At 46.8% G+C, this 24390-nt stretch carries 15 protein-coding genes; 4 read left to right on the top strand and 11 right to left on the bottom strand.

Features of this window, described 5'->3' with window-relative positions:
• Window positions 1-86: 86 nt before the first annotated feature.
• Complete coding sequence (locus tag ABIE50_RS05770) at window positions 87-959, bottom strand: alpha/beta fold hydrolase (protein WP_209867116.1); 873 nt, start codon at window positions 957-959, stop codon at window positions 87-89.
• A gap of 599 nt (window positions 960-1558) precedes the next feature.
• Here ABIE50_RS05770 and pbpC point away from each other — a divergent pair.
• On the top strand, window positions 1559-3976 hold the full coding sequence (gene pbpC / locus ABIE50_RS05765; RefSeq protein WP_354027887.1) for a penicillin-binding protein 1C: 2418 nt from the start codon (window positions 1559-1561) through the stop codon (window positions 3974-3976).
• On the opposite strand, the gene ABIE50_RS05760 is transcribed toward pbpC, so the two are convergent.
• Genes ABIE50_RS05760 through ABIE50_RS05730 form a run of 7 tightly spaced genes read right to left on the bottom strand, consistent with a single transcriptional unit; the run spans window position 3977 to window position 18026 of the window.
• The gene (locus ABIE50_RS05760) at window positions 3977-6241 is read right to left on the bottom strand and encodes a GH92 family glycosyl hydrolase (protein ID WP_209867118.1); all 2265 of its coding nucleotides are present in this window, start codon (window positions 6239-6241) and stop codon (window positions 3977-3979) included.
• A 25-nt stretch (window positions 6242-6266) separates the two neighbouring features.
• Window positions 6267-8273: an FAD-dependent oxidoreductase gene (locus ABIE50_RS05755; protein ID WP_354027886.1), complete on the bottom strand. Its 2007-nt coding sequence runs from the start codon at window positions 8271-8273 to the stop codon at window positions 6267-6269.
• A 26-nt stretch (window positions 8274-8299) separates the two neighbouring features.
• The gene (locus tag ABIE50_RS05750) at window positions 8300-9523 is read right to left on the bottom strand and encodes an MFS transporter (protein ID WP_209867120.1); all 1224 of its coding nucleotides are present in this window, start codon (window positions 9521-9523) and stop codon (window positions 8300-8302) included.
• A gap of 13 nt (window positions 9524-9536) precedes the next feature.
• Window positions 9537-11228: a GxGYxYP domain-containing protein gene (locus ABIE50_RS05745; protein WP_209867122.1), complete on the bottom strand. Its 1692-nt coding sequence runs from the start codon at window positions 11226-11228 to the stop codon at window positions 9537-9539.
• A 2-nt stretch (window positions 11229-11230) separates the two neighbouring features.
• Window positions 11231-12841 (bottom strand): FAD-dependent oxidoreductase, encoded by a 1611-nt coding sequence (locus ABIE50_RS05740; RefSeq protein WP_209867124.1) that lies wholly within the window; start codon window positions 12839-12841, stop codon window positions 11231-11233.
• 1 nt (window position 12842) lies between these two features.
• Entirely contained in the window at window positions 12843-14546 is a 1704-nt protein-coding gene (locus ABIE50_RS05735) for a RagB/SusD family nutrient uptake outer membrane protein (RefSeq protein ID WP_209867126.1), read from the bottom strand.
• A 6-nt stretch (window positions 14547-14552) separates the two neighbouring features.
• Window positions 14553-18026, bottom strand: coding sequence for a TonB-dependent receptor (locus tag ABIE50_RS05730; protein WP_209867127.1), 3474 nt, complete (start codon window positions 18024-18026; stop codon window positions 14553-14555).
• 152 nt (window positions 18027-18178) lie between these two features.
• Between ABIE50_RS05730 and ABIE50_RS05725 the strand changes: the two genes are divergently transcribed.
• Window positions 18179-18694 (top strand): RNA polymerase sigma factor, encoded by a 516-nt coding sequence (locus ABIE50_RS05725; RefSeq protein WP_209867129.1) that lies wholly within the window; start codon window positions 18179-18181, stop codon window positions 18692-18694.
• A gap of 11 nt (window positions 18695-18705) precedes the next feature.
• Window positions 18706-19833, top strand: a complete 1128-nt coding sequence (locus tag ABIE50_RS05720; RefSeq protein WP_209867130.1) for a FecR family protein — start codon at window positions 18706-18708, stop codon at window positions 19831-19833.
• A gap of 11 nt (window positions 19834-19844) precedes the next feature.
• Here the strand turns inward: ABIE50_RS05720 and ABIE50_RS05715 are convergent, their stop codons facing one another.
• The 3 genes from ABIE50_RS05715 to ABIE50_RS05705 are packed head-to-tail and all read right to left on the bottom strand — an operon-like array spanning window position 19845 to window position 22066.
• Complete coding sequence (locus ABIE50_RS05715) at window positions 19845-21101, bottom strand: replication-associated recombination protein A (protein WP_209867132.1); 1257 nt, start codon at window positions 21099-21101, stop codon at window positions 19845-19847.
• A 15-nt stretch (window positions 21102-21116) separates the two neighbouring features.
• Entirely contained in the window at window positions 21117-21548 is a 432-nt protein-coding gene (locus ABIE50_RS05710) for a group III truncated hemoglobin (protein ID WP_209867134.1), read from the bottom strand.
• Between the two features lie 11 nt (window positions 21549-21559).
• Window positions 21560-22066 carry a hypothetical protein gene (locus tag ABIE50_RS05705; protein WP_209867136.1) on the bottom strand — a complete coding sequence of 169 codons (507 nt, stop codon included), beginning with the start codon at window positions 22064-22066 and terminating at the stop codon, window positions 21560-21562.
• Between the two features lie 158 nt (window positions 22067-22224).
• Between ABIE50_RS05705 and ABIE50_RS05700 the strand changes: the two genes are divergently transcribed.
• Entirely contained in the window at window positions 22225-24285 is a 2061-nt protein-coding gene (locus ABIE50_RS05700; protein WP_209867137.1) for a M13 family metallopeptidase, read from the top strand.
• Window positions 24286-24390: the final 105 nt, after the last annotated feature.

Below are 24390 nucleotides of genomic sequence, written 5' to 3'. Positions count from 1 at the left end.
TATCAGGTATGATACACCATTTCTTTATCCGGTCACATGATGGAGGCCGGCAAATCTGCTGGTCGTAATTTTGTGTACTGAGTAGATTATCTTTTTAAGAAATCGTCTATCAACGCCGCTACTTCCTCATGATATTCTTCCAATACAAAGTGGCTGCCATCCAACAGGTGTACTTCTGCATCAGGCACATCTCTTTTATAAGCCTCTGCGCCGGGCCATGTAAAAATGAGGTCATTCTTACCCCATACTACCAGCACCCGTGGCTGATGTGTACGCAGGTATTGCTGCCATTCAGGGTACTTTGGAAAATTGGTACTATAGTTCCGGAAAAGGGCCACCTGTATCGTTTCCACACCGGGTCTTGACATATAGGCATATGCCAGCTCATAGCTGTCAGGGCTCACTTTTTCCGGGGCAGAAGCGCCCAGCAGATGTTCTTCTTTAATTTTTTCAAAGCTTAGTTTACGTACAATAGCAGCCTCCAATGCTTTTTCATCTTCTGCCTGCTGTAGTGCTCCGATTTCCTGGACCACCGGGCCAAGTCCTTCGTTATATACATTGGCGTTTTGTATGATCAATGCTTCTACCAGTTCCGGTCTTTTACTAATGATCCTGAAGCCGATAGGGCCGCCGTAATCCTGCAGGTACCAGCTGAATTTTGTTAATCCCAGCTGATCAATAAACTGTTCCATTACCAACGCCAGGTTGTCGAACGTATATTCAAATCCGGTTAACGCCGGGATGCTGCTTTGGCCAAATCCGGGATAATCCGGGGCAATTACATGATACTTGTCTGCCAGATCCCGGATCAGGTCGCGGTACATATGTGAAGTAGACGGGAACCCGTGCAGCAGCAGTACTACAGGTGCATCTGCCGGGCCGGCCTCCCGATAAAAAATATTAAGATTATTAATGGTAATTGTTTTGTGCAGAACAGAAGTGGTAGTGAGTGTTTCCATATAAATATTATTTTGTACCATTTAGTACATTATTGATTTAAAAAAAACCGTGCTATCAGCCGGTTATTGTAAAAGTAATTTGCTGGCATAAAGGTATATATTTTACCAATTGGTACAAAATATATTTTTTATTTTATGCAGATGGATAACCTACAGGTACAATTAAGAGCCGGGAACTTATAACATAGCCTCCTGTAATGCGAATACTCAGCACCACTTGCAGTACCTTTGCTGCTTCCGGCGGTATGTTCTTCTGATATTGTTATGCAGCGCCGGTAGTGGTAACCGTGAATTACCTGCGTATGCATTTGCAGCTCTCAATGGTATTGCCTCCGATGCTAATGATCTCTGCGACGCGACCTGCATTAAAACACTGGAAACCTTCCTCCGGGTGGATCAACGGATGAATAGCATAAGCTCTATTCATTGCAGATAATGCCTGACCCCTTGCGGATTGCTTAAACAGATTGGCTCTTCCTACCCGGTCACTCCATTACAGCAACTGTTCAATCCGTAAGCCATATATCTTCACAAAATTCTATCTTTCGGGGAATAACAACCAACCGCACATCAGTTCAAAACAATCAATTAACCTATCTTTGAACGCGCATAAAAAAGTAATGAAGTACGATAACCTTAAACAATGGTGCATCAAAAAAAAGTGGTGGCTTACCGGCGCCGCTGTTATACTCATTGCCTATTACTTTTGTTTACCCAAACAACTCTTTACCAGTCCAACTTCCTATGTGCTGGAAGACAGTAACGGCGATCTGCTGAACGCAAGCATAGCGCCGGATGGTCAATGGCGCTTTCCTTATAATGCGGATGTACCGGATAAATTCGAAAAATGTATTGTAGCTTATGAAGATAAACGCTTTTATTACCACTGGGGGATAGATCCAATTGCTATAGGCAGGGCTATTAACCAAAACGCAAGGGGCAGAAAAGTGGTAAGCGGTGGCAGCACGCTCACCATGCAGGTAATACGGCTGTCGCGCAACCAGCCACGTAATATCTGGCAGAAAATAACGGAAGCGGTACTGGCTACCCGGTTGGAATTTGCAGCTTCTAAAAAGAAAATTATTGCCTTATATGCAGCCAACGCTCCTTTCGGCGGCAACGTTGTTGGGCTGGAAGCTGCTGCCTGGAGGTATTATGGCCGTAAAGCCGATCTGTTGTCGTGGGGTGAAATGGCAGCGCTGGCAGTATTGCCTAACAGCCCCGCACTGGTACACCCGGGCCGCAACAGGGTAACGTTACTGAATAAACGAAATCAGCTCCTGAATAAACTATACCACCAGCATACCATCGACAGCATTACCTGCCAGCTGGCCAAAATGGAGCCCTTGCCTGATCAGCCATTACCCCTGCCTCAGGAAGCCCCGCATTTGCTGGACCTGTTCCGCCGCGACTACCAACAACAGCAAACAAGCGAGCCTACACGCATCAAAACCACACTACTGGCAGATCTGCAGCACAATGCCACAGCCATCGCCGAACGGTATCATAATAGCTATAAAGCCAATGGCATCAACAACGCAGCCGTACTGGTGCTGGATGTGGAAACCGGCAATACCCTTGCCTATGTAGGAAATATTTATCATCCTTCAGATCCGGAGCTGGAAAGCCATGTAGACATTATACAGGCAAGGAGAAGCCCCGGCAGTACGCTCAAGCCTGTATTATACGCCGCTATGCTCAACGACGGGCTTATATTGCCCAATACGCTGATCCCTGATATTCCCACGCAAATAGCCGGCTATACCCCTCAGAACTTCGACCTGGGATATGATGGCGCCGTTCCCGCCTCCCGTGCACTGGCCCGGTCGCTCAATATCCCGGCTGTGCGCATGTTGCAACAGTACCGCTACGAGCGGTTTCATTCCCTGTTACAGAAAATGGGGATCACTACACTGAATAAACCAGCCGATCATTATGGGCTGTCACTCATCCTTGGAGGCGGGGAAACTACCTTATGGGAAATGTGCGGCATGTATGCCAGCCTGGCCCGCACGCTGCTGCACATGGATCAGTATAAGGGTAAATATGATATGGACGATATTCATCCACCCAACTACCGGCTTAATACCCGTTATCCTTCGAAATACGGATTAAGCAAAGATGGCCTGTTGGATGCAGGTTCTATCTGGTATGCCTTCCAGGCCATGACTGAAGTAATGCGGCCTGGCGAAGAACTGCTGTGGCAACAGTTCTCTTCTTCACAACGCATTGCCTGGAAAACAGGTACCAGCTTTGGTTTCCGCGATGGATGGGCCATCGGTGTAACGCCTCAGTATGTAGTAGGCGTATGGGTGGGAAATGCCGATGGGGAGGGGCGCCCCGGCCTCATAGGCGTATCTACTGCTGCGCCTATCCTGTTCGATGTATTCCGCTTACTGCATACCAGCGGCTGGTTTGATCCACCTTACCAGCAGATGAAAAAAATTGAGGTATGCCGCAAAAGCGGCTACCGTGCCGGTGAGCTATGCGAGGAAAAAGATTCCATTTATGTGCCTGCAGCAGGTATCAGGGCAGGTGTATGCCCCTATCATCAGCTGGTTCATCTCGACAGAACCGGCCAGTGGCGTGTAACAGAAGCCTGCGAATCTCCATCGCTCATGCAGCACAAATCGTGGTTTGTATTGCCTCCCTCACAGGAATATTACTACCGCAGTAAAAATTATTACCAGCAATTACCGCCCTATAAACCCGATTGCCTGGCTTCACTGGGGCTGGACAAGGCACCCATGGAACTGATTTATCCAAGGCCCGGTGCACGTATATTCGTTCCCGTTGAAATCGACGGAAAACCCGGTCAAACTATTTTTACTGCCACACACCGCAACAATGCCACGAAAATATTCTGGCACCTCGACAACAACTTTATTGGAGCCACCACGGAGTTTCACCAGATGGCCCTGCACCCTGCCGCCGGAAAACATACCATTACGCTGGTAGATGAAAACGGGGAGCGGATTGAACAAACATTTGAAATTTTGGATAAGGAAAGGGAATAACTATTTACTAAATGAATAAGGATAAGCGGATTTATCTGTCCCACGGCTCTTGTCAGGCGCGGCAGACATTTTCACTTTCATACTGCCTCCTTTCTGCAACTCATTGTAACTGATCCAGTTTTTGTGATAAGCTTTGCCGTTTAGTTGCACAGACCTAACATACCGGTTCATGACATCACTATCCGTTGTCTTAATGATAAACTTTTTCCCGTTTTGCAGGTGAAGCGTAGCCTTTTTAAACAATGGCGCACCGAGTACATACTGGTCCGTAGCAGGACAAACAGGATAAAAACCCAGTGCTGAAAAGATATACCAGGAAGATGTTTGCCCATTATCTTCATCGCCGCAATAGCCATCCGGAGTGGGAAGATAGAGTCTATTCATTACCTCCCGCACCCAGTACTGTGTTTTCCATGGTTCGCCGGCATAGTTGTACAGGTATATCATATGTTGAATGGGCTGGTTGCCATGCGCATACTGTCCCATGTTCATTACCTGCATTTCCCTTATTTCATGGATAACCTTCTTATAGTAACTTTCATCGAATACAGGAGGCATGTTAAAAACGGAATCCAGCATACTGCTAAACATCCGTTCTCCGCCCATTAAATCTATAAGCCCCTGTATGTCATGAAATACGCTCCAGCTATAATGCCAGCTGTTTCCTTCTGTAAAAGCTCCGCCCCATTTCACAGGACTGAACGGAGCCTGGAAGCTGCCATCTGTATTTTTCCCCCGCATTAATCCGGAGGAAGTATCAAACAGGTGGCGATAATTCTGACAACGTTTTGCATAAAGATCAATTTCCTCCTGCGGACGTTTTAATGCCTTTGCTAACTGGTAAATAGTAAAATCGTCGTAGGCGTATTCCAACGTTCTGCCGGCACTTTCATTAATACCGGCATCAAAAGGTACATAGCCCAGCCTGTTATAGAACGCTACCCCTTTACGGCCTACTGCCGTCATCGGGCCTTCGTTGTTGGCATCTTTTAAAAGTGCCTGGTATAATGTATCAATGTCATATCCACGTATTCCTTTCAGATATGCATCTGCCACTACAGAAGCGGAGTTATTACCCACCATAATATTCCGGTAACCGGGACTGCTCCATTCAGGCAGCCAGCCTCCTTCTCTATAGGCATTCACCAATCCTTCCTGCATCTCCCTGTTGATATCAGGATACAGCAGGTTCAATAAAGGATACAAGGAACGGAAAGTATCCCAAAAGCCTGTACCGGCATAGAGTTTACCGGGCATTACTTTTCCGTTGTAAGGACTGTAATGGACAATCTCACCTGCAGCATCAATTTCATAATACTTCTGCGGGAAAAGCATACAGCGGTAAAGGCAGGAATAAAATGTGGCTGTTTGCTTATCCGAACCGCCTTCTATCGTCACTCTGCCCAGGTATTTATTCCAGACGTCCTTTGCATGTTGCTTTACCGTCTCAAAATTATCTCCTGCTATTTCCCGCTGCAGGTTCAATTCTGCCTGCGCCGGGCTGATAAAAGAAGATGCCGCTTTAACATTTACCGGCGCGCCTTTCTCTGTAGGGAAACCAATAACGGCGCCTGTATGACCTGCGCTTGCTTCCAGCAGATCTTTTATTAACGCACCATCCTTCCAGAGATAGGAAACGGTAAATGGCCGGTCGAAAAGGAGTACAAAATAATCCCTGAAATTACCGGGCACACCACCTTTATTCCTGGTGGTATAACCAATGATCTTTCTTTCTCCCGGAATAATTTTTATGTAAGAACCCATGTCCATAGCATCTACTACCACAAATGCACTGTCGGTAGCAGGATAGGTAAAACGGAAAGCTGCAGCCCTTTCCGTAGGTGCAATCTCTGTTTTTATATCATAATCGGCCAGGTATACACTGTAATAATAAGGCGTTGCAATTTCCGCTTTGTGGGAAAACCAGCTGCCCCTGTCGGCCTCCTTAAATACCGCGCGCCTGGTGATAGGCATAATTGAAAATTGCCCGTAATCATTCATCCAGGGCGAAGGTTGGTGGGTTTGTTTGAAACCTACAATTTTAGCAGCGTCATAAGTATAGGTCCATCCGTCGCCCATTTTGCCGGTTTGAGGTGTCCAGAAATTCATGCCCCAGGGTACGGCAATGGCAGGATAGGTGTTACCGTTTGATAAATCATGACTGGAAGCCGTTCCTACCAGTGGATTCACAAAGGAAACGGGATCCTGCGCCATTGAGATACTGCATATCAACCATCCGCACACACATAAAAATAGTTGCTTCATTCTTCGTACTTACATTAAGTGAATATTAGTGCGCGGGCACCAGCAATACAGCATCCGCTACAATTACGCCCCCGGCTTCCCTGTTGGAAATGGTTACCCCTGCTTTTTTGCCTTCCGGCAGATTGAATTTCCCCAGATGTACCCATTCTCCGCTGGTTTGACCGTTAACGATCACCTTCTCTTTTACAATCGTTATTTCTTTAGACTGCCTGCCATCAAAAACGGTCACTTTAGTAGCGGGAGATATATTGTTGATTCCCGGCAGCACATATGTGTAAATATCATAGCTTCCGCTCTTCTTCACTTCGGGTATAAATTTCACAGACTTGGGCTGGTCGTTCACAGCAGAATAAAAAGCTGAGGGGCCATAGGTGCCTCCTTTTTTCAGAGCCCATTTACCGGTTATTTCCACGTGGCCGGTATCCTCATTATCTACCAGTATTTCCGGTGTGCTGCCGTTCAGCAGGGGATCGGAGGCCAGCAGCGATTGTACCTTTTTTACATCTACCTGTTGAACGGTAGTTCGCCCATCCACTGCAAACGCGGCAGCAATCGCAGCTGATTGGCCCAGTACCATAAACACTGGTTCCATCCTGATGGACCCGTAACCAATATGACTGGCAGATAAGCAAACCGGCACCAGTAAATTCTTACATTCATTTTCTTTAGGTGTTAATGAGCGGTAGGCAATAGGATAGGGGCCGGCGCCACCTTTTTCCACATCGCCTTCATTCTTCACCATTCCGTTTATCACAAGCCGTTGTGTATTATGTGAATCCATACCGTAAGCCGCCATGCCTATACCATCTGTTACTATTTCCTTCCGCTCGCAGTTGGCTTGTGTCATTACATAAGCGCCACGCATCCTGCGGGCTTCCCTGATATACATTTGCGGGCTCCAGTGGCCGTTATCTGCATATTCATCTTTCGGATATCCCCAGTTCAGCATAAACCGGCGTACGCTATCCGGGATACGCGGATCATGCCCTATAAAATACAGCAGGCCCTTGTTATACAATTCATGTTCCTTCCGGATCCTTTCCCTGGTGGCATAATCGCCATCCGGGTAATCCCAGTTCCTGCCTATCATATCTGTAGAAAAACCACCGCCATTGTTGATATCCGTTTTATGATTAGGCATCAGGTCAAATTTCAGTATCTCCCTGATATCATTTGGTGCGGTAAGCTTTGCAATGTATCGGGGCAGTAACTCGTAGCGGCTGGAATCATAATCTTCCGGACGGGTAATAGGTATCCTGTTGGCAGGATCATCTGTTAAACAAATCCGGAAATTATATGCCTGCACATGGTTATCGCCACTGCCTATAGGCGCCAGTACAGCATTGCTGATGCCCCATAATAAGCCACTGGATGGATCGCCGGGTATCTTATACGGATCTACACCATCAGGCACCTGGTTGCCATGCTGAGGAGTGGCAGGCGGCTGCACCTGTACGCCATTGTACGATTCGTTGTAAACAGCGGAAGATTCCCTTCCTACCATATAAGACACGCCGGCCCTTGCCATCAGGTCGCCTTCATATGAACAGTCAATAAAAACGGTTGCACGGATAACTTTTTGCGGCCTGGACGGGGCCTGCGTATCTTCCAGCGAGATCTCCTTTATAAAACCATCTTTCTTTACTGCCGATACAATCCTCGACTGGTAAAGCACCGGCACACCGACTTCCCGGATGTACTGCATAAACACATCTTCCGCTACATGTGGCTCAAATATCCAGGATTCAAACTGACCATAATGCTTACCCACCCTGCGGTAAAAGTCGATTCCCAAACCGGTTACGGCATATTTATTACCGATATCAGTATATCCCAATCCCCCGGATGACATGCCGCCAAGATGTTTTCCAGGTTCGATCAACAACACCGACTTCCCCATTTTTTTCGCTGCATATGCCGCTATTACACCACCGGAAGTACCACCATACACGCATATATCATAAGTTTGCTGCGCTTTTGCAGCCATTGAAAAAATAAGCGCTGCCAAAAGAAAGTTTCTTTTCTTCATCATTTATATGTTTTGAAGAGATAATAATTTTATTCTGTGTAGTTGAGATCCTTTGAAAAAGTTTCTTCCATCTTCCAAACTGCAAGCAATGCAAGCAGGATCGTAACAATGCCTACCAAGCCTGCGGCGGCGGTAACTCCATAAAGGTTTTTCAACAGCAAAAAAGCAGGTGTAAAAATATTTACGCTCCCACGCACAAAATTGGGAACAGTAGTGGCTACTGTGGCCCGCATATTAGTACCGAATTGCTCTGCTGCGATAGTTACAAACAAAGCCCAGTAACCAATGGCATACCCCAGTAAGCCGCATAAAGTATAGAAAACGGCCACACTCTGTGATCGCTGGTTTAGGTAAACAACTATTGCCAGACAGGTTAGCATCACAAAAATAAATACCGTCTTTCTCCTGCTCTGCAAATACTGGCTTAGCAAACCACTGCTCATATCGCCCAGTGAAAGCCCTATATAACAGAACATCACCGCTTTACCTGCTTCCACGGGAACTGTGAGTCCTATTGCCTTTCCGAACTCCGGCGAAAAAGTGATCAGGATGCCGATAACGAACCAGATAGGCAACCCTATCATTATACATCTCAGGTATTTAAAAAATATTCTGGGAGAAGAAAATAAAGAGAAGAAATTACCCCGCGATTTGTTTTCCTTCTTCACTTCTTTAAAAATCCCGGATTCAAACACGTTAAACCGGAGCACCAGTAATGCCAGTCCTAATCCGCCACCTATAAAGTAAGCGATCTTCCAGTTGAACATGTCTGCAATGAAATAGGCCAGCACCGCCCCCAATACGCCCACCGAAGCCACAATAGCAGTTCCATAACCCCTTATCTCCTTTGGAAGTATTTCCGCTACCAGTGTAATACCTGCGCCTAGTTCTCCGGCAAGCCCTATTCCTGCTATAAAACGCAGCAGGGCATACTGATCTACCGTTGTTACAAAACCATTGAGAATATTTGCTACCGAGTATAGCAGGATGGAACCAAACAATACAGACAATCGCCCCTTTTTATCTCCTGTAATCCCCCATAAAATTCCGCCCAGCAGCATTCCTGCCATCTGCATATTGATCAGGTAGATGCCCTGTTCCATCAGTTCACCGTCACCCACCTGCAGGGCCTTTAAACTTGGAACACGCACAATGCTGAACAGCAACAGGTCGTAGATATCAACAAAATAGCCCAACGCCGCTACAATCACCGGTATGGAAAGCAGCTGGCCTGCCCTTGTATTTTTTTGCATAATGTTTCGCTGATTATTGATGAATCCCGGCTGCTTTAAGCGTTTCTGCAGAATTATGCCGCATCCTGATCCGCCATAAAAGCTCTTCAATGGAAACCACCTTTGTTCTTTTATCAAGAAGATCTTTGGTCCATTTCACCGGTGTTACGCCGCGTTCGGCGGCAGTGTTTTTTTTATCTTTTGCAACAATGGAATGATGTGTAATACTATCACTGAAATATGACCAGGCATGTACAATGGTCCAGTTCAGTTGTTGATTACCGGAAGAGGATGCGTTGTCTTTGTTTATCCAGCCTGCCACCTGCACCGGGTCTCCTGAGCCTTTTCTGCTGAGATTGGCCCATAGCTGGTATTTACAGGTAGCTACGGGGATCTCTCTCCCTTTTTTATTTTTTACCCAGAAAACTTTTCCATCACCACCGTTATAGGGCGAGTACTGCACCGCTATCATGCCTGTAAGATCTTCTATCTCTTCAGCATATACCCGGTAGGCTTCCAGGGCTTCTTCACCGGAAACATCTTTACAGATAAATCCAAAAACCTTTGTGCCTGTTATTTTCATTTGTGTATTAATCATGCCCGCATATTCACGGAGCAGCTTTTCCCTGTCGGGCCTCAACCTGGCAAAGAGATCGGGATAATAATAGCCGCCGCCATATTCCACTACCGCGGTACGCCCCGGTTGTGTCTTTACGAGGTAATTATATACATCACTGCCAGCCTGGGAAAGGTTAAGCACGCAGCTGGTGAACGACATGGGGATGCTTTCATTGTATGGATTGCTCCAGTAGTCCTTGTTGTCAGGAAAATTACCAAAGGTCCATTGCATGTTATCTCCATCGCTCATTACAAAGGCGTGATAATTAGCATGTTCCTGCCAGTTAATATCTTGCGGGTTGAGTGTGCGAACCTGCGGTAGCTTATTGCATGGTGGTATCGATAATAAAGGCAGGTTCATACACCAATCCGAAGCTGTATTAATGAGCCCCCAGCTGGTGCATGGCTCTATGTGTTTAAACTCTTCCCCTGCATTCCAGCCTATTACGGGCGACAATGGCTTTACCCATTTGACAACAGATTGAAACAGCGTATCAATCCCATAATACACCACACTTTTTTGAGCAATTGCATAGTCCCTGTTATTGGAATAATCCGGGTTACCTATCACCAGCAGATGAGGATTCAGCTTAGGCAACAATTGTTTGAGCACAGCAGCATCTAAAACCGTGCGTGTGGCATCGTATAATTTTTTCAGACCTTTGCCTCTAGCCGTGGCTTCCTGTGTCACATCTATCAGAATACCTTTTTCCAGTGCAGCATACATCGTGGCCAGGTTCACGGAATTATCCCTCCTGCTGAAATCATACAGGATATAGCCTTTGATAATGCCTCTTGCCTTGTACCTGTCAACCAGTTGCCAAAGCGTGAAGGTACCTGGCACTCTGGCTTTTAATCTTCTTACCAGCGAATAAAAGTAAGTATTGTAGATGGCGTTAGTGGTTTCAATCCATACGCCTTCATCGCCTGTACCATCATTTAGTGCCTGTGCAGCCAGGCCGGCAACAGATTGCGCCAGGTTCATTTCAGGCATATTGGAAGAATGCTGTATGCCGGCAACTACAATTGAACGGGGCGCTTTTTGCTCCGGCCACCAGCCCGCATGGGCCGGCAGCCAGCACAATAATAAAAAAGCAAATGATCGCATATTTAGTCGATTGATGCCGGCGCAGGCAGGTCGCTGAGCTCTTTTATTTTTGATTCCAGCTTAACGCCTTGTTGCGCCAGTTTACTGCCCAATACTTTTGTATCTACCTCCTGCACAGCTTTATTCTCCTTAATAGCCAGTACTGCGGCTTCCCCGGCTGCCTGGCCCATTATCATATACTGCGGCTCCATCCGGATAGTAGCATATACCACATGGCTGGCAGATATACATACAGTTACCAGCAGGTTGGAAATTTCTTTCCTCTTGGGCAGCAATACACGGTAAGGTATCTGGTAAGGAATATGTTTCATGCGCTCCGGCTCGGTACGTTGCAGTCCTCCTTCATATTTTAGGCGGCCTTTGCTATCGGCATAGCCCTGTACCCGGTGCACATCCAGCCCGTAAGAGCCCAGGCCTACAGGATCGGGTTTCTGCATTTCTGAAATTACATCTTTCTGTGTCATCACCCAGTCGCCGGTCATACGGCGGGCTTCACGCACATACAATTCATAGGGCCAGTTATTGTTATCTGCAAATTCATCCTTCGATAATCCCCACTGGTTAACTACGTCCCTGAATTCAGCAGGCAGGCGTGGATCATTTGCCAGGAAATAAACATACCCGGCTACATAATTGATATGGTCCTGCCATATCTCTGCACGGCGTTTGTAGGAGCCATCGGGATAATCCCAGTTACCGCCCACATAATCAGCGGTATTAAGATCTACTTTATTGTTGGGAATTTTTCCCATGCCGGGAAATAATTTTGCCGCCGCTGCTGCGGCGCCCAGTTTATTAATGGCGTCAATGGTGGAATAGTACAGCTCAATGTACCTGGCCGGATCATAATTCGCCGGTTTCGGATATGGCACTTTGTTCTCTTTATTGTTGGTAAGGGAAAGTCTGAAATTATAAGCCTGCGTTTTTTTATCACCTGATCCTATGGGGCCCGGAGGCGCAGGCTGAATACCTGGTAACAACTTACCGTTTTCATACGCGCTCCTGGTTCCGGACCCTTCGCGGATACCGGCGGAATATTCATCATACTCACTCTGCGCTTCCCTGCCAACAATATAGGATACACCGGAAAACGCCATCAGGTCACCTTCATAGGTAGCGTCAATAAATACTTTGGCGGAAAAGGAGGCGCCGTTTTCCATGGTGATCTCGGTTATCTTACCTTCTTTCTTTTTCACACCATTCTTTTCCTTCAGGCGGTGATTAATAAATACAGCGACATTGGCTTCTTTCACCATATCATTTAATATTTTTTCTGCCACATGCGGTTCAGGAAACCAGGCCACGGTATCTGTCAGACCATAATATTTACCACAGCGCTGGTACAGTTCCTTGGCATATCCGCCGATCACATCTTTACGTCCGAGATCAGTTGCTGAAAGGCCTCCTGATACCATACCGCCCAGATGTTTTTTAGGTTCAAGTATAGCTACTTTAAGCCCTTCGCGGGCAGCGGTAACAGCTGCCATCACGCCTGATGCCGTACCGCCGTACACTACCACATCGTACGCCTGTGGCGCCTTATTGCCGGCCATTACGAAACACGGGAAGATCATTCCAATGACCCATTTGATTAATACGCTTCTTACTTTCATCTTAATAATTCGGGTTTTGTTTAAAATTTTCTTTGTTGGTAGACAGATCTATTTCGGATTGCGGAATAGGGAACAGGTAATGTTTTGCCGGATCAAAGCTGGTAGCCGTATTTACAATTTTTGTATTTGCGGGATCCCGGTTCTTTTTCAGAAATACTTCAAACCTGCCGGTGCGCGCCAGGTCGAACCAGCGCTGAAATTCAAAGCACAGTTCACGGGCACGCTCCATCAATATTTCATCTGTGGTGATATCTGCTGCGGTGTAATCATTGAAGCCCGGAGTTTCGGTAGCGGTAATGGGAGCGCCGCTGGCATTAAGGCCACGGGCGCGTTGCCGTACTTTATTAATAGCGGCCAGTCCTTCTGCGGAAATAGTCCCGTTCATTTTATAATCCGCTTCTGCGAACATCAGCAACACGTCTGCAAACCGCAGCACTATCACATTATTAGGACAATTGGAATACAGGTACTGCGAAGTGGTTTGCCAGTTGGCGCCCCAGCGGTATTTGGTAACGCCGCAACGCCCCAGGATTGTTTGGTTATAGGCATCCGGCGTATAAGGGGAAGTCCAGATATACGCTAATTTGGAAGGTGCATTATTAGCCACATTGATCATAGAATCGGAAAGATTCCATACTCTTCTTTTATCATAATCCACATCCTTCAGGCTTTTCTTATAGTAGGTATAAAACTTCGGCACATACACGAGGTTATTCACACCGGCCATGGAATTGGTATAGTAGAGCGGGTTCCCGTTCACCATTCCCCCTGTATAGGCCATACCATATTCTTTGGTCCATTGTGTGCCATAAGGAACTACTGAGCTGAACTGCAGCTCAAACAACGATTCCCTGTTTATATTCTTGTTCTCGATTTTAAACACATCCCCGTAAACAGGCAGCAGATCAGCGCCACTATTATCCTTTACATCTTTTAGTGTTTCCCATGCCTTTGTGTACAGGGCTTTTACGTCCATCTCAATATCTTTGTAGCCGTCTACTTTACCGGTTTGCTTGGTAAGCGCTGTTTCCTTTGCAGACGCCATTGTGAGATAAACCTTTCCCAGTAATGCTTTAGCCGCCCACTGATTGGCATGGCCATCATTTGTTTTTTGTGTTGTAAGTACACCTTCCTCTGCAGCAAAGGTGAGATCACTGAGAATGAAATCGTATGCTTCTTTTAACGGCCGCCGCGGAAGACCATAATCAAACTTACCGCTGATAGGTTTATCTATAATGGGAATATCACCAAAAGCCTGTACCAGCCTAAAGTATACAAAAGAGCGTATAAAGCGGGCTTCTCCTGTAATCACTTTCCGGTCGGCATCTGAAATAGTGGTAAGTTTAGCAGCAGCATCTATAACAATGTTGGCCCTTGCCGCAATTTCATAATGCCTGATCCAATACTCATAGATCGATCCTTCACTTACAGAGAAGGTGTAACGGTCGAAATTGAAACGCACGCCTGAAGTGCCTTTGAACATAGCTTCATCGGTACCAATTTCCGTCATGAACAGCGGGGTATTGGTATATACACCGAACAGGTCTTTTGCGGAAGAATACATTCCTACAATGCCCGCATCCAATGTAGCTTTATCTACAAAAAAGTTATCCGTTGTATATTGGGTCTGCGGTTTTTCTTCCAGGAATTTTTTGCAGGAAGAAAAGAATACAATTGCACACGCAAGTATAATAGCTGATCTCATAATCATTTAGAATTGAGCTTTTAAACCAAATGAATACACCCTGGAACGCGGATAGGAAGCATAATCCAACGATGGCATCAGGTCGCCGAATCCGCCCTGGCGGGTATTTACCTCCGGATCATAACCAGAGTATTTTGTACCTACCCAGAGATTCTTCCCGCTTACAAAAAGCGTTACATTGGCTATCTGCCGCGCCTTGAAGTGATAGGATAATGTTACATCGCTGAGGCGGATAAAGCTGCCGTCTTCAATCCAGTCCGACAACATCAGCAATTCTTCCGGGCTGCCGGGCATACGGTAGCTGTTATTGGGGTTTCCCTTTTCCACCAACGCGCCTGAAGTTATATCATATAACGAAGGCCTCCACGCATTTACTGATCCTTTCGACATATTATTGGTGCTCCTTCCGGCTTCCATTGCCACTCTGTTGGCATTATACAGCTTATTGCCATAACTGTACTGCACTACTACATTCAGGTTAAACGCCTTATAGCGGATAGAGTTGGTAAGCCCCCCGGTAAAAGACGGTTGGCCTTTTCCAAGTACTACCCGGTCGGATGTATTGATGATCCCATCGCCGTTCTGATCAATAAACTTCCTGGTGCCTGGCCGTATTTTACTGATGGCCTGGCCATTGATCACCGTAAGCCCGGAGGCATCTATTTCAGCCTGCGACTGAAAAATACCATTGGTTTGGTATCCGAACCATTGCCCGATAGGCTGCCCGTTCCGGATAATAGCGGTAGTGCCTATCCCTGAAACCACGCCGGGATCAAGCCCCAGGTCAGGCCCTATTTCCAGGGCCTTTGAGCGGTTAAAGCCGATGTTGGCATCCAGGTTCCAGCCGAATTGCGCGCGGGTGACCAGCGGAGAGCTGATATTGAATTCCAGCCCGCTGTTCTGGATAGACCCGAGATTATTCCATGCGCTCCTGTAACCGCTGTAACCGGGAGTTATTTGTTCTATCAGCAGATCCTTTGTGCGTTTCAGGTACCAGTCTGCCGTAATGTTTATCTTATCATTCCATAACCCAAGGTCTATACCTGCATCTACCTGCGTGGTGGTTTCCCATTTCAGGGAGGGGTTTTCCGGTCTTTCCACCACCACTCCGAAATCCGGCACATAGCCATCCATCGGGGAAAAGTAAGTGGTGATGGTAGATAAGGTGAGGTAAGACGGGATGGCAGTATTGCCGCTTTGCCCCAGGCTGGCGCGGAACTTCAGGTTACTGATGGCATGTACCTGTTTCAGGAATTTTTCCTCACTGGCTCTCCAGGCTATGGCGGCGGAAGGAAAGTAGCCCCACTTGTTGTCTTTACTGAAACGGGAGGAGCCATCGGCTCTCATGGTGAGTGTGGCCATATATTTCTGTCTGTAATTATATTCCGCACGCCCTAGAAAAGAGGCCATGGTCCATTTGGTGATGTTATAGGTAGGTATTACAGGTACTGTACCGTTTCCCAGTCCGTAAGGGCCCAGTAATTCAATATCGTAATGTTGGTTTTCTGCAGTAACAAGGCTCATTTTGTTCTGTTCAATGATCGCGCCGCCCATCACGTTAATACTATGGTCCCTGCCTATATTGCCTTTATAATACAGCAGGTTTTCATTCATGAGCTTATCGGTAGCACCTCTTGCCAGTACGGCACGCCCATCGTACTTCGCGCCGGAAGAGGTATTTTTGGGATAATAGGCGTCTGTATTGGTATTTACCGCAGAGTAGTTACCCGTGGTGCGGAAGGTAAAGTGTTTATTGATATTCCAGTCCAGTGCCAAACGGGTTACCCACTCAGCATTGGATCTTTTGTTGGTAACATTCTTTGCCAGCGAATAGGGGTTGGTGCTGATGTAGCCTTCCACGCCTTCATTATCTTCAATATCGGAAAATGATAATGGCTTTACCGGCTGCTGGCTGAACATGCTGGTGATAACCGCGTTTGAGGTGATGCCGCCATTCTGCGAACCTGAGATGAAGCCGTTGATGGTGGTACGGCTGCCGGAAATGTTACTGGTGAGGGTTACTGCCGGCGATAACTTCTGCTGGAAATTAAATCGCCCGTTAAAGCGCTCATAGCCGCTAAAAACGATTAAACCTCCCTGGTTAAGGTAACCTCCCATAAAAGAAAATTTCGTGTCTTTTGAGCCCCCGGAAGCGCTGATACGGTATTCCTGTACTGCGCTGTTCTGGAACATGGCCTTTTGCCAATCTGTATTTACAGAGTCTGGATTGTTGTAGTTGTACCAGTCGTGATACGTTTGATCAGTAGCTACTCCCCAGAACCCGGCAGGACTGCCTAACGGTGCATCCCGGAAATAAGTATAGCCGGTAAGCTCTGTAGCCGGTTTATTGGGATCCACAGCATCTGCCGGCGTGTAGGTGTAGGCAGTAGCCAGGTAGCGGGCGTGTGCATACTCAGATGCGTCCATTACCCCCACAAGGTGACCGGGCGTCTGGAACCCTGTATTGGTATACAGCTCCACTACTGTTTTCCCTGCCCTCCCGGTTTTGGTGGTGATCATAATCACCCCGTTGGCGCCCCTGGCGCCGTAAATAGCCGTACCGGAGGCGTCTTTCAGGATCTCTATGGACTCAATATCACCCGGGTTGATATCATTGGCATTTTCCTGCATCACACCATCTATCACATATAGTGGCGTGCTTCCGCCGCTGATAGAGCTTGCACCGCGGATGCGGATGGTGCTTTCGGACCCTGGTGTGCCGTCGTTCTGCGTGATCTGTACCCCTGCCGCTTTGCCTTTCATGGCATCCGCCAGGGAAAACAATGTCCGCTCCGACATCGCTTCTTTTGAAATGGAAGATACCGATGCGGTCACATCTTTCTTCTTCACTGTTCCATACCCTATTACCAGTACATCGTTCAGTGTAGATCCTTCGCCCATCAGGCTTACATTGATCTGCGAACGGTTCCTTACAGCCACTTCCCGGCTCTGAAACCCAACATAGGATACCACCAGCACACCCGTTCCGTGCGTAACGTCCGGGATACTAAACTCCCCCTTTTCGTTGGTTACCCCGCCTTTGTCGGTGCCCTTCAACTTCACGGAAGCGCCAGGCAGCAACTCGCCCTTCTGGTCCGTTATCTTCCCGGAAATATGTGTTACCGTATCTGCTGATGCTGCAACAATGCGGGTGGAGTCCGGAACGGGAATGTCCTTTTTCTTAATGTAAATCACCCTGTCCCGGTACTGCCAGGTAAAACTATTACCCAGGGCTGCTTTAAGCACTTCCTGGAGGGCTGCATCTTTCAGGTTCAGCGATACCTTTTGCTGGTCGTTGATCTGCTGGTTACTGTAAAAAAGGTCGTACCCCGTTTTTGCAGTGATCTGATTAAAAATTTCCTTTAATGATACGTTCCTGACATTCAATGAAATCTTATCTGCCGGTAACTGGCCACTGGCCGGGATAATAGAAAAACATGACAATAGAAAAATAAGAGCACCTCGTACATAGTGTGGCATACGTTATCAATTTTTCAAGTACGTGAAATTTGAACTATAGACAACTTTTTCCTGTAACGGGTGACAAATTTTTTGTGCTGTTTTGAATATTTTTTTTGTTTAGGTTTGTAAGATAAATTCCAACCTGTTTCACGTTAGATTGCTGCTACAAAATGCCAGAACAAGATCAGAACGCATTTGGTGAAATATTTTCCATTCATTACAGAAGAATGGTAATGGAGGCATTTTACCTGCTGAGAGATGAACAGCAGGCCAAAGATGTGGTACAGGAAATATTTATAGACCTGTGGCATAAGCAAACCCTGGAGGGTATCACTTCCATAAAAGCATATCTGACGCAAAGCGTCCGTAACCGTTGCCTTAATTTAAAAAAATCAGAGAAATCGCGGGAACAAAAGGAACTGGGGTACCGGTATGCCTTACAGGCAGATACGGCTGTAATAAAAGTACAGGGAGATGAAGACCTGGCTGTGCAATACCAGCAAAGGGCTGATCATTTATTGGAAGCTATCGGGAAACTGCCACCTAAAACTGCCAGGATCTTCCAGTTGTATTATATAGAAAAAAAGAGCCGCACCGATGTAGCCGCAGAATTAGGTGTAAGCATTAATACCGTTAAAACGGTATTATCGCGCGCACTGCAATTTTTAAGAAAGAAAATGCTTTGATCTCAAAATATATGGACCATACTGCAGAAGAAATAAAGAGCCTGATGATAGATAAACTGGACAATCATATTGATCCGGAAGACGAGCTGCTGTTGCAGCGCCTGATTTCGGAACAGGAAGATGTGCAGCTGATGTGGGAGGAAATGCAGCAACTCTTCTCCGTTGGTAAAGGAAAGGAATTGATGGAAAAACTGGATACCGGCGAAGAATGGGAAAACCTTAACAGGGAGCTGAAAAAAGCAGGGAGGAAAAGGATCATCAGGTATACAGGCATTGCCGCCGGTATTGCTGCCGCAGTAATAGCGGCAGTAGTGTACCTCCGTTTGCCCCAGGCGGCCGCTCCGGGAAAAACCATGGCTACTACCCCTGCCAAAACTATTCTTCTGAAGATAGATAACGGAAAAGAAATTGATCTCAGCACCGGTGGCAATGAAGCCATTGTGGCCGGAGATGCCCACCTTCATAACAATGGTAAAACATTGACACTGCAGGGCGGCGCCAGCAACCAATGGAGCACCATCAGTGTTCCCCCTGGGATGGACTACCAGGTTAAGTTGTCAGACAGTTCCATTCTTTGGCTGAACGCGGCTACCACCGCACATTTCCCTGTAAACTTCAGCGGTAAGATCCGTGAAATAGATATCAGGGGAGAAGCCTACCTGCAAGTGGCCAAAGACGCTTCAAGACCATTTATCGTGCATTTGCCCGGCGGCGCAGCCATAGAGGTATTGGGCACTTCCTTCAACATCAACTCCTATGATCCGGCTATAGTAAAGGTGGCCCTGGTGGAAGGAAACGTAAACATGCGCACCTCAGCTCAAACAATAAGCCTGAAACCAGGATACCAGGCCAGCTTGTCCGGCAACTCACCTGTAAAGGTTGCTCCCTTCGATCAGCGGCAGGTGCTCTCCTGGATGAAAGGCCAATACATATTCTCCAATACACCTGTTCATGAAATTGCGCTCACCCTTCAGCGCTGGTATGATGTTGAAATAGTAATGGACAACGCCGCAGTAGGAGAAAAATGTTTTACCGGCGTTATTAACAAACAAAAGAAACTGCAGGACTTCCTTGAGAGCCTCGCTTCAACAGCCGAGGTTAGTTATTACTTCAAAGGGAGTGTATTGCATTTCAAATAAACAGGTGCTCTTTAATAATTATACTTCTCTTTCCACAAATTTTTCAGGTAATTCCTCAGCTCATTTTCACGGGCATTATTTCCCGGTTCATAGAACTTTGTGCCCTTAATAGCATCCGGCAAAAATTCCTGTAACACAAAATTATTTTCATAATCGTGCGCATAAGCATACCCTTTGCCGTAGTTCATTTCCTTCATCAATTTCGTAGGGGCGTTCCTGATATGCAGCGGCACCGGGAGGTCGCCGGTTTTAGCCACCACTGCCTGCGCCGCGCTGATAGCTGCCACTGCTGCATTGCTTTTGGCAGAAGCAGCCAGGTAGGTAACGCATTGCGACAGGATGATCTTTGATTCCGGGAAGCCGATGAGGTTTACCGCCTGGAAGCAGCTGGTGGCCAATAACAACGCATTGGGATTGGCGTTGCCAATATCTTCTGAAGCCAGGATCACCAAACGGCGTGCAATGAATTTCACATCTTCCCCGCCATCAATCATTCTGGCGAGGTAGTACAATGCTGCATTCGGATCACTTCCCCGGATGGATTTAATAAAAGCTGAAATAATATCGTAATGCTGTTCCCCTGCCTTATCATATATGGCTACCCGTTGCTGGGCAATATCCATTACTTTCTGATCCGTGATCACCAGGGGATCTTCCCGCAGAGTGGTTACTACCAGTTCAAAAAGATTAAGCAGTTTACGGGCATCTCCGCCGGAAATATTAAACAGCGCACTGGTTTCCTTTATTTCCACATGTTTACTGCGCAACCACTCATCCCGCTCCATTGCCTGTTGCAGTAACTGCATCAGCTGGTCGTTGCCAAGCGGTTTCAATACATACACCTGGCTGCGGGATAATACCGCCGCATTTACTTCAAAGGAAGGGTTTTCGGTAGTAGCGCCTATCAGGGTAATAATCCCTTTCTCCACTGCGCCCAGCAATGCGTCCTGCTGTGATTTATTAAACCGGTGGATCTCGTCGATGAATAATACCGCGTGTTGCTGCCGCCGGGCCATCTCTATTACCTCCCTTACTTCCTTTACACCGGCCGATATGGCGCTGAGCGTATAAAAAGGCACCTGTAAGGTATGGGCAATGATGTTGGCGATCGTAGTTTTTCCGACTCCCGGGGGCCCCCACAGGATCATGGAAGGGATCATTCCCTGCTCTATTGCTTTTCTTAAAATACTGTCTTTGCCGGTAAGATGTTCCTGCCCCACCAGTTCATCCAACGTTACCGGCCTTAACCGCTCCGCTAATGGTTGCATACTACACTTATTGGTTTATTGTTTATTGCCCGGGTTAACGAGCGGAATTTGATTATCGGCACCGGGGCGATTTACCTGGTCCATTTTAAACAGCATGATGCCCTTGATGGACCTGGCCCGGGTTACCGCCAGTGATGCCTTTTCACCTGCAAAATTTTCCGTCACAGTAGCTTCGAACAGCTGCAGCCACCGGTCGAAATAGGCTGGCTCCAACGGGATCAGCCTGTTCAGTTTAAAATGAGGGTCCATTACGTTGCCCTTGTAATTACCTCCATCCAGCAGCAGTCCTTCCCAGAAATTATACATAGTGGGAAGGTGACGTGTCCAATCGACCTTCGCTATATCATTAAAAATAAAGCCAATCAGGTCATCTTCCTTTACTTTATCATAAAAGCTGTTCACCAGTATTACAATATCGTCCCTGTTGGATATATCCCTCTTTTCCATAATCGCTGTTTTTATTCTTCATCGTCCCTTTGTCTGCCGCCATGCAACTGAAGCCACTGGCGGAGATAGCGGAACGACAGCACAATATTCAGCACAAATAAACTTCCCATCACCAGCAGGAAAACGCCGATAGGCCCTACCATGGTTTGTTTAATTGTTTCCTGTTGATCCGCTGGTAAATTCCCGATCTCTGTTTTCATCTGTTCAGGGGAAACCAGTAAAATGGTTAACCCCGATAAAATGATCAGGATAGAAAATACCAGGCCTATTGTGCCCATAAATCTCATGCCACCCGGCGTACTTTCTTTCAGCGGTATTTCCGGCAACAGCAGGCTCCGCTGAAGATATAACGATAAAACGCTATGGATAAAACAGGCGCCCATCGAAAGCAGGGAAATAATACTTCCAAAGTTCGTTCCCAGGAAAAGTATGCTGGATAAGAGCATGAACGTGAAAATGCCGGATATCATTAATGCTACTGCCGTAGTAACCCTGTACAATTTAAACCTGAAATCCATCTATATGTTAATTTACGTAATACAAACCTACCTAATTATTCAGAGATTCCGGGATTTGATCGGCAACTGCCATCATGGCCGGGATTGCCGTTCATAAAATTCCTTTCATGCAACCTGACCCGTTTTCCATAACTTAGGCTACTAAACCTGTTTTAAATATGAACAAATCCAATGCGGTAAAACTACCGTTGCTGGCTGCCATGGTTACATTTGCAGCCTGCAATTCCAACAGTTCCTCGCAGCAGGCGGAAACGGCCGACACCACGAAGGTGCCCGCTTTCAACCTGGCTGATATCGACTCTTCCTACAAAGCCTGTGATGATTTTGACAATTATGTAAACGGAAGCTGGAAAAAGAACAACCCTATTCCTTCTACAGAAAGCCGCTGGGGCGCATTTAACGTACTCGATAAAGAAAACAAGGAAGTGCGTCTTAAAGGGATCATTGCCGAAATTACCAGCAAAACAGACCTGAAAAAAGGCACAGAAGAACAACAGATCGCCGACTACTACACTTCGTTCCTGGATACCGCTACCATTGAGCAACGTGGTATCACCCCGCTGCAGCCTTACCTGGATAAGATTGCAGGCATCAAAACACTGGCCGACTGGGCCAGCGTAACCGGTGAGCTCCAGAAGATCGGGGTATCCACCTTTACCGGTTTCGGTGCTGATGCAGATGCCAAAAACAGCAAAATGAATGTGCTTTACCAGGGACAGGGCGGCCTGAGTCTTGGTGAAAAAAGCTATTATGAAAGACAGGATTCCGCTACTAAAAATGTACGCAGCGAATTTGTTGGTCACGTCGACAAAATGTTTAAACTGGCTGGTTTCCCTGAAACCAATGCAGGTGAAACCATCCTCGGCTTTGAAACCAGGCTCGCCGCAATCCAGCTCAGTAATGTAGAGCTTCGCGACCCTGTTAAAACCTATAACAGGGCTGCTTTTTCCGAACTGAAAACACTGGCTCCTGATTTCGATTGGGACAACTTCGCCGCTAAACAGGATATCAAAACCGATACCCTCGTACTCCAGAACAAAGCTTATCTCACTAAAGCCAACGGGCTGCTGAAAGCGACCCCGCTTGAAACACTGAAAACATACACCAAATGGCAACTGCTCAGCCAGTTTGCCGGTTACCTGCCTGCCAGCTTCGATAATGAAGACTTCCGCTTCTTCGGTACGGTAATGACAGGTAAAAAATCCCAGAAAACCCGGCCGGAACGGGCTATCCGCTCTACCGACGGCAAAATGGGCATGCCGCTGGGTAAACTGTTTGCCAAAAAATACTTCCCGGAAAGCAGCAAACAGAAAGTATCTGAAATGATCGAAAATGTGCGCAAAGTTTATGGAGAAAGAATCGACAAACTCACCTGGATGGGCGATTCTACCAAACAAATGGCACACAAAAAACTCGCCTCCTTTACCTACAAAATCGGCTACCCCGATAAATGGAAAGACTATTCTTCCATTAACATAGAAAAAGGAAAACTGGTGGAAAACGTAATAGCTGCCAGCTTATACGTGCACAAAGAAAATGTGGATAAGATAGGTAAACCGGTAGATAAAAGCGAATGGGGCATGACACCTCAAACCGTGAACGCCTACTATAACCCGTTAAATAACGAAGTAGTATTCCCTGCCGGTATCCTGCAACCGCCTTTCTACAACCCTAACGCAGATGATGCCATTAACTATGGCGGCATCATTGCAGTTATCGGTCACGAATTTACACATGGTTTCGACGACCAGGGTTCCCAGTTCGATGCAGAGGGTAACCTGAAAAACTGGTGGACAGAAGCCGACCGCAAAAATTTCGACAAGCTCACCAAACGCTATATCGACTACTTCAGCGGCCTTGAAGCATTACCTGGTTTCAAAATCAATGGCGCATTAACCATTGGTGAAAACGTAGCCGACCTCGGTGGTTTAACACTGGCCTATCATGCCCTGGTAAAATCATTTGAAGGTAAAGGTGAGCCCAAACCTATAGATGGCTTTACCTGGCAGCAACGTTTCTTCCTGGGCTGGGCACAGGTATGGCATGGCAACATCACAGATGCCGCTTTGCGCAACCAGATCCAGACAGACCCACACTCACCTGCAAGATTCCGCATTAACGGACCGCTGCCTCACCTGGCTGAATTCCAGGCGGCATGGGGCTGTGCTCCGGGCAGTAAAATGGTATTGCCGGAAACTGAGCGTGTAGTGATCTGGTAATAATTTTAACAGTAACTTATACTGAATTACGGATTTGCTGAAAGATGAATAACCTGTTCATCTTCCAACAAATCCGTAATTCTTTTTTATCTATACCTTCGTTAA

Origin of the sequence: Chitinophaga sp. OAE865 (assembly GCF_040546735.1) — a bacterium.
GTDB classification, from domain to species: domain Bacteria; phylum Bacteroidota; class Bacteroidia; order Chitinophagales; family Chitinophagaceae; genus Chitinophaga; species Chitinophaga polysaccharea_A.
The sequence above is the reverse complement of the archived record's forward strand: the minus strand, read 5'-3'. Positions and strand labels throughout refer to the sequence as shown.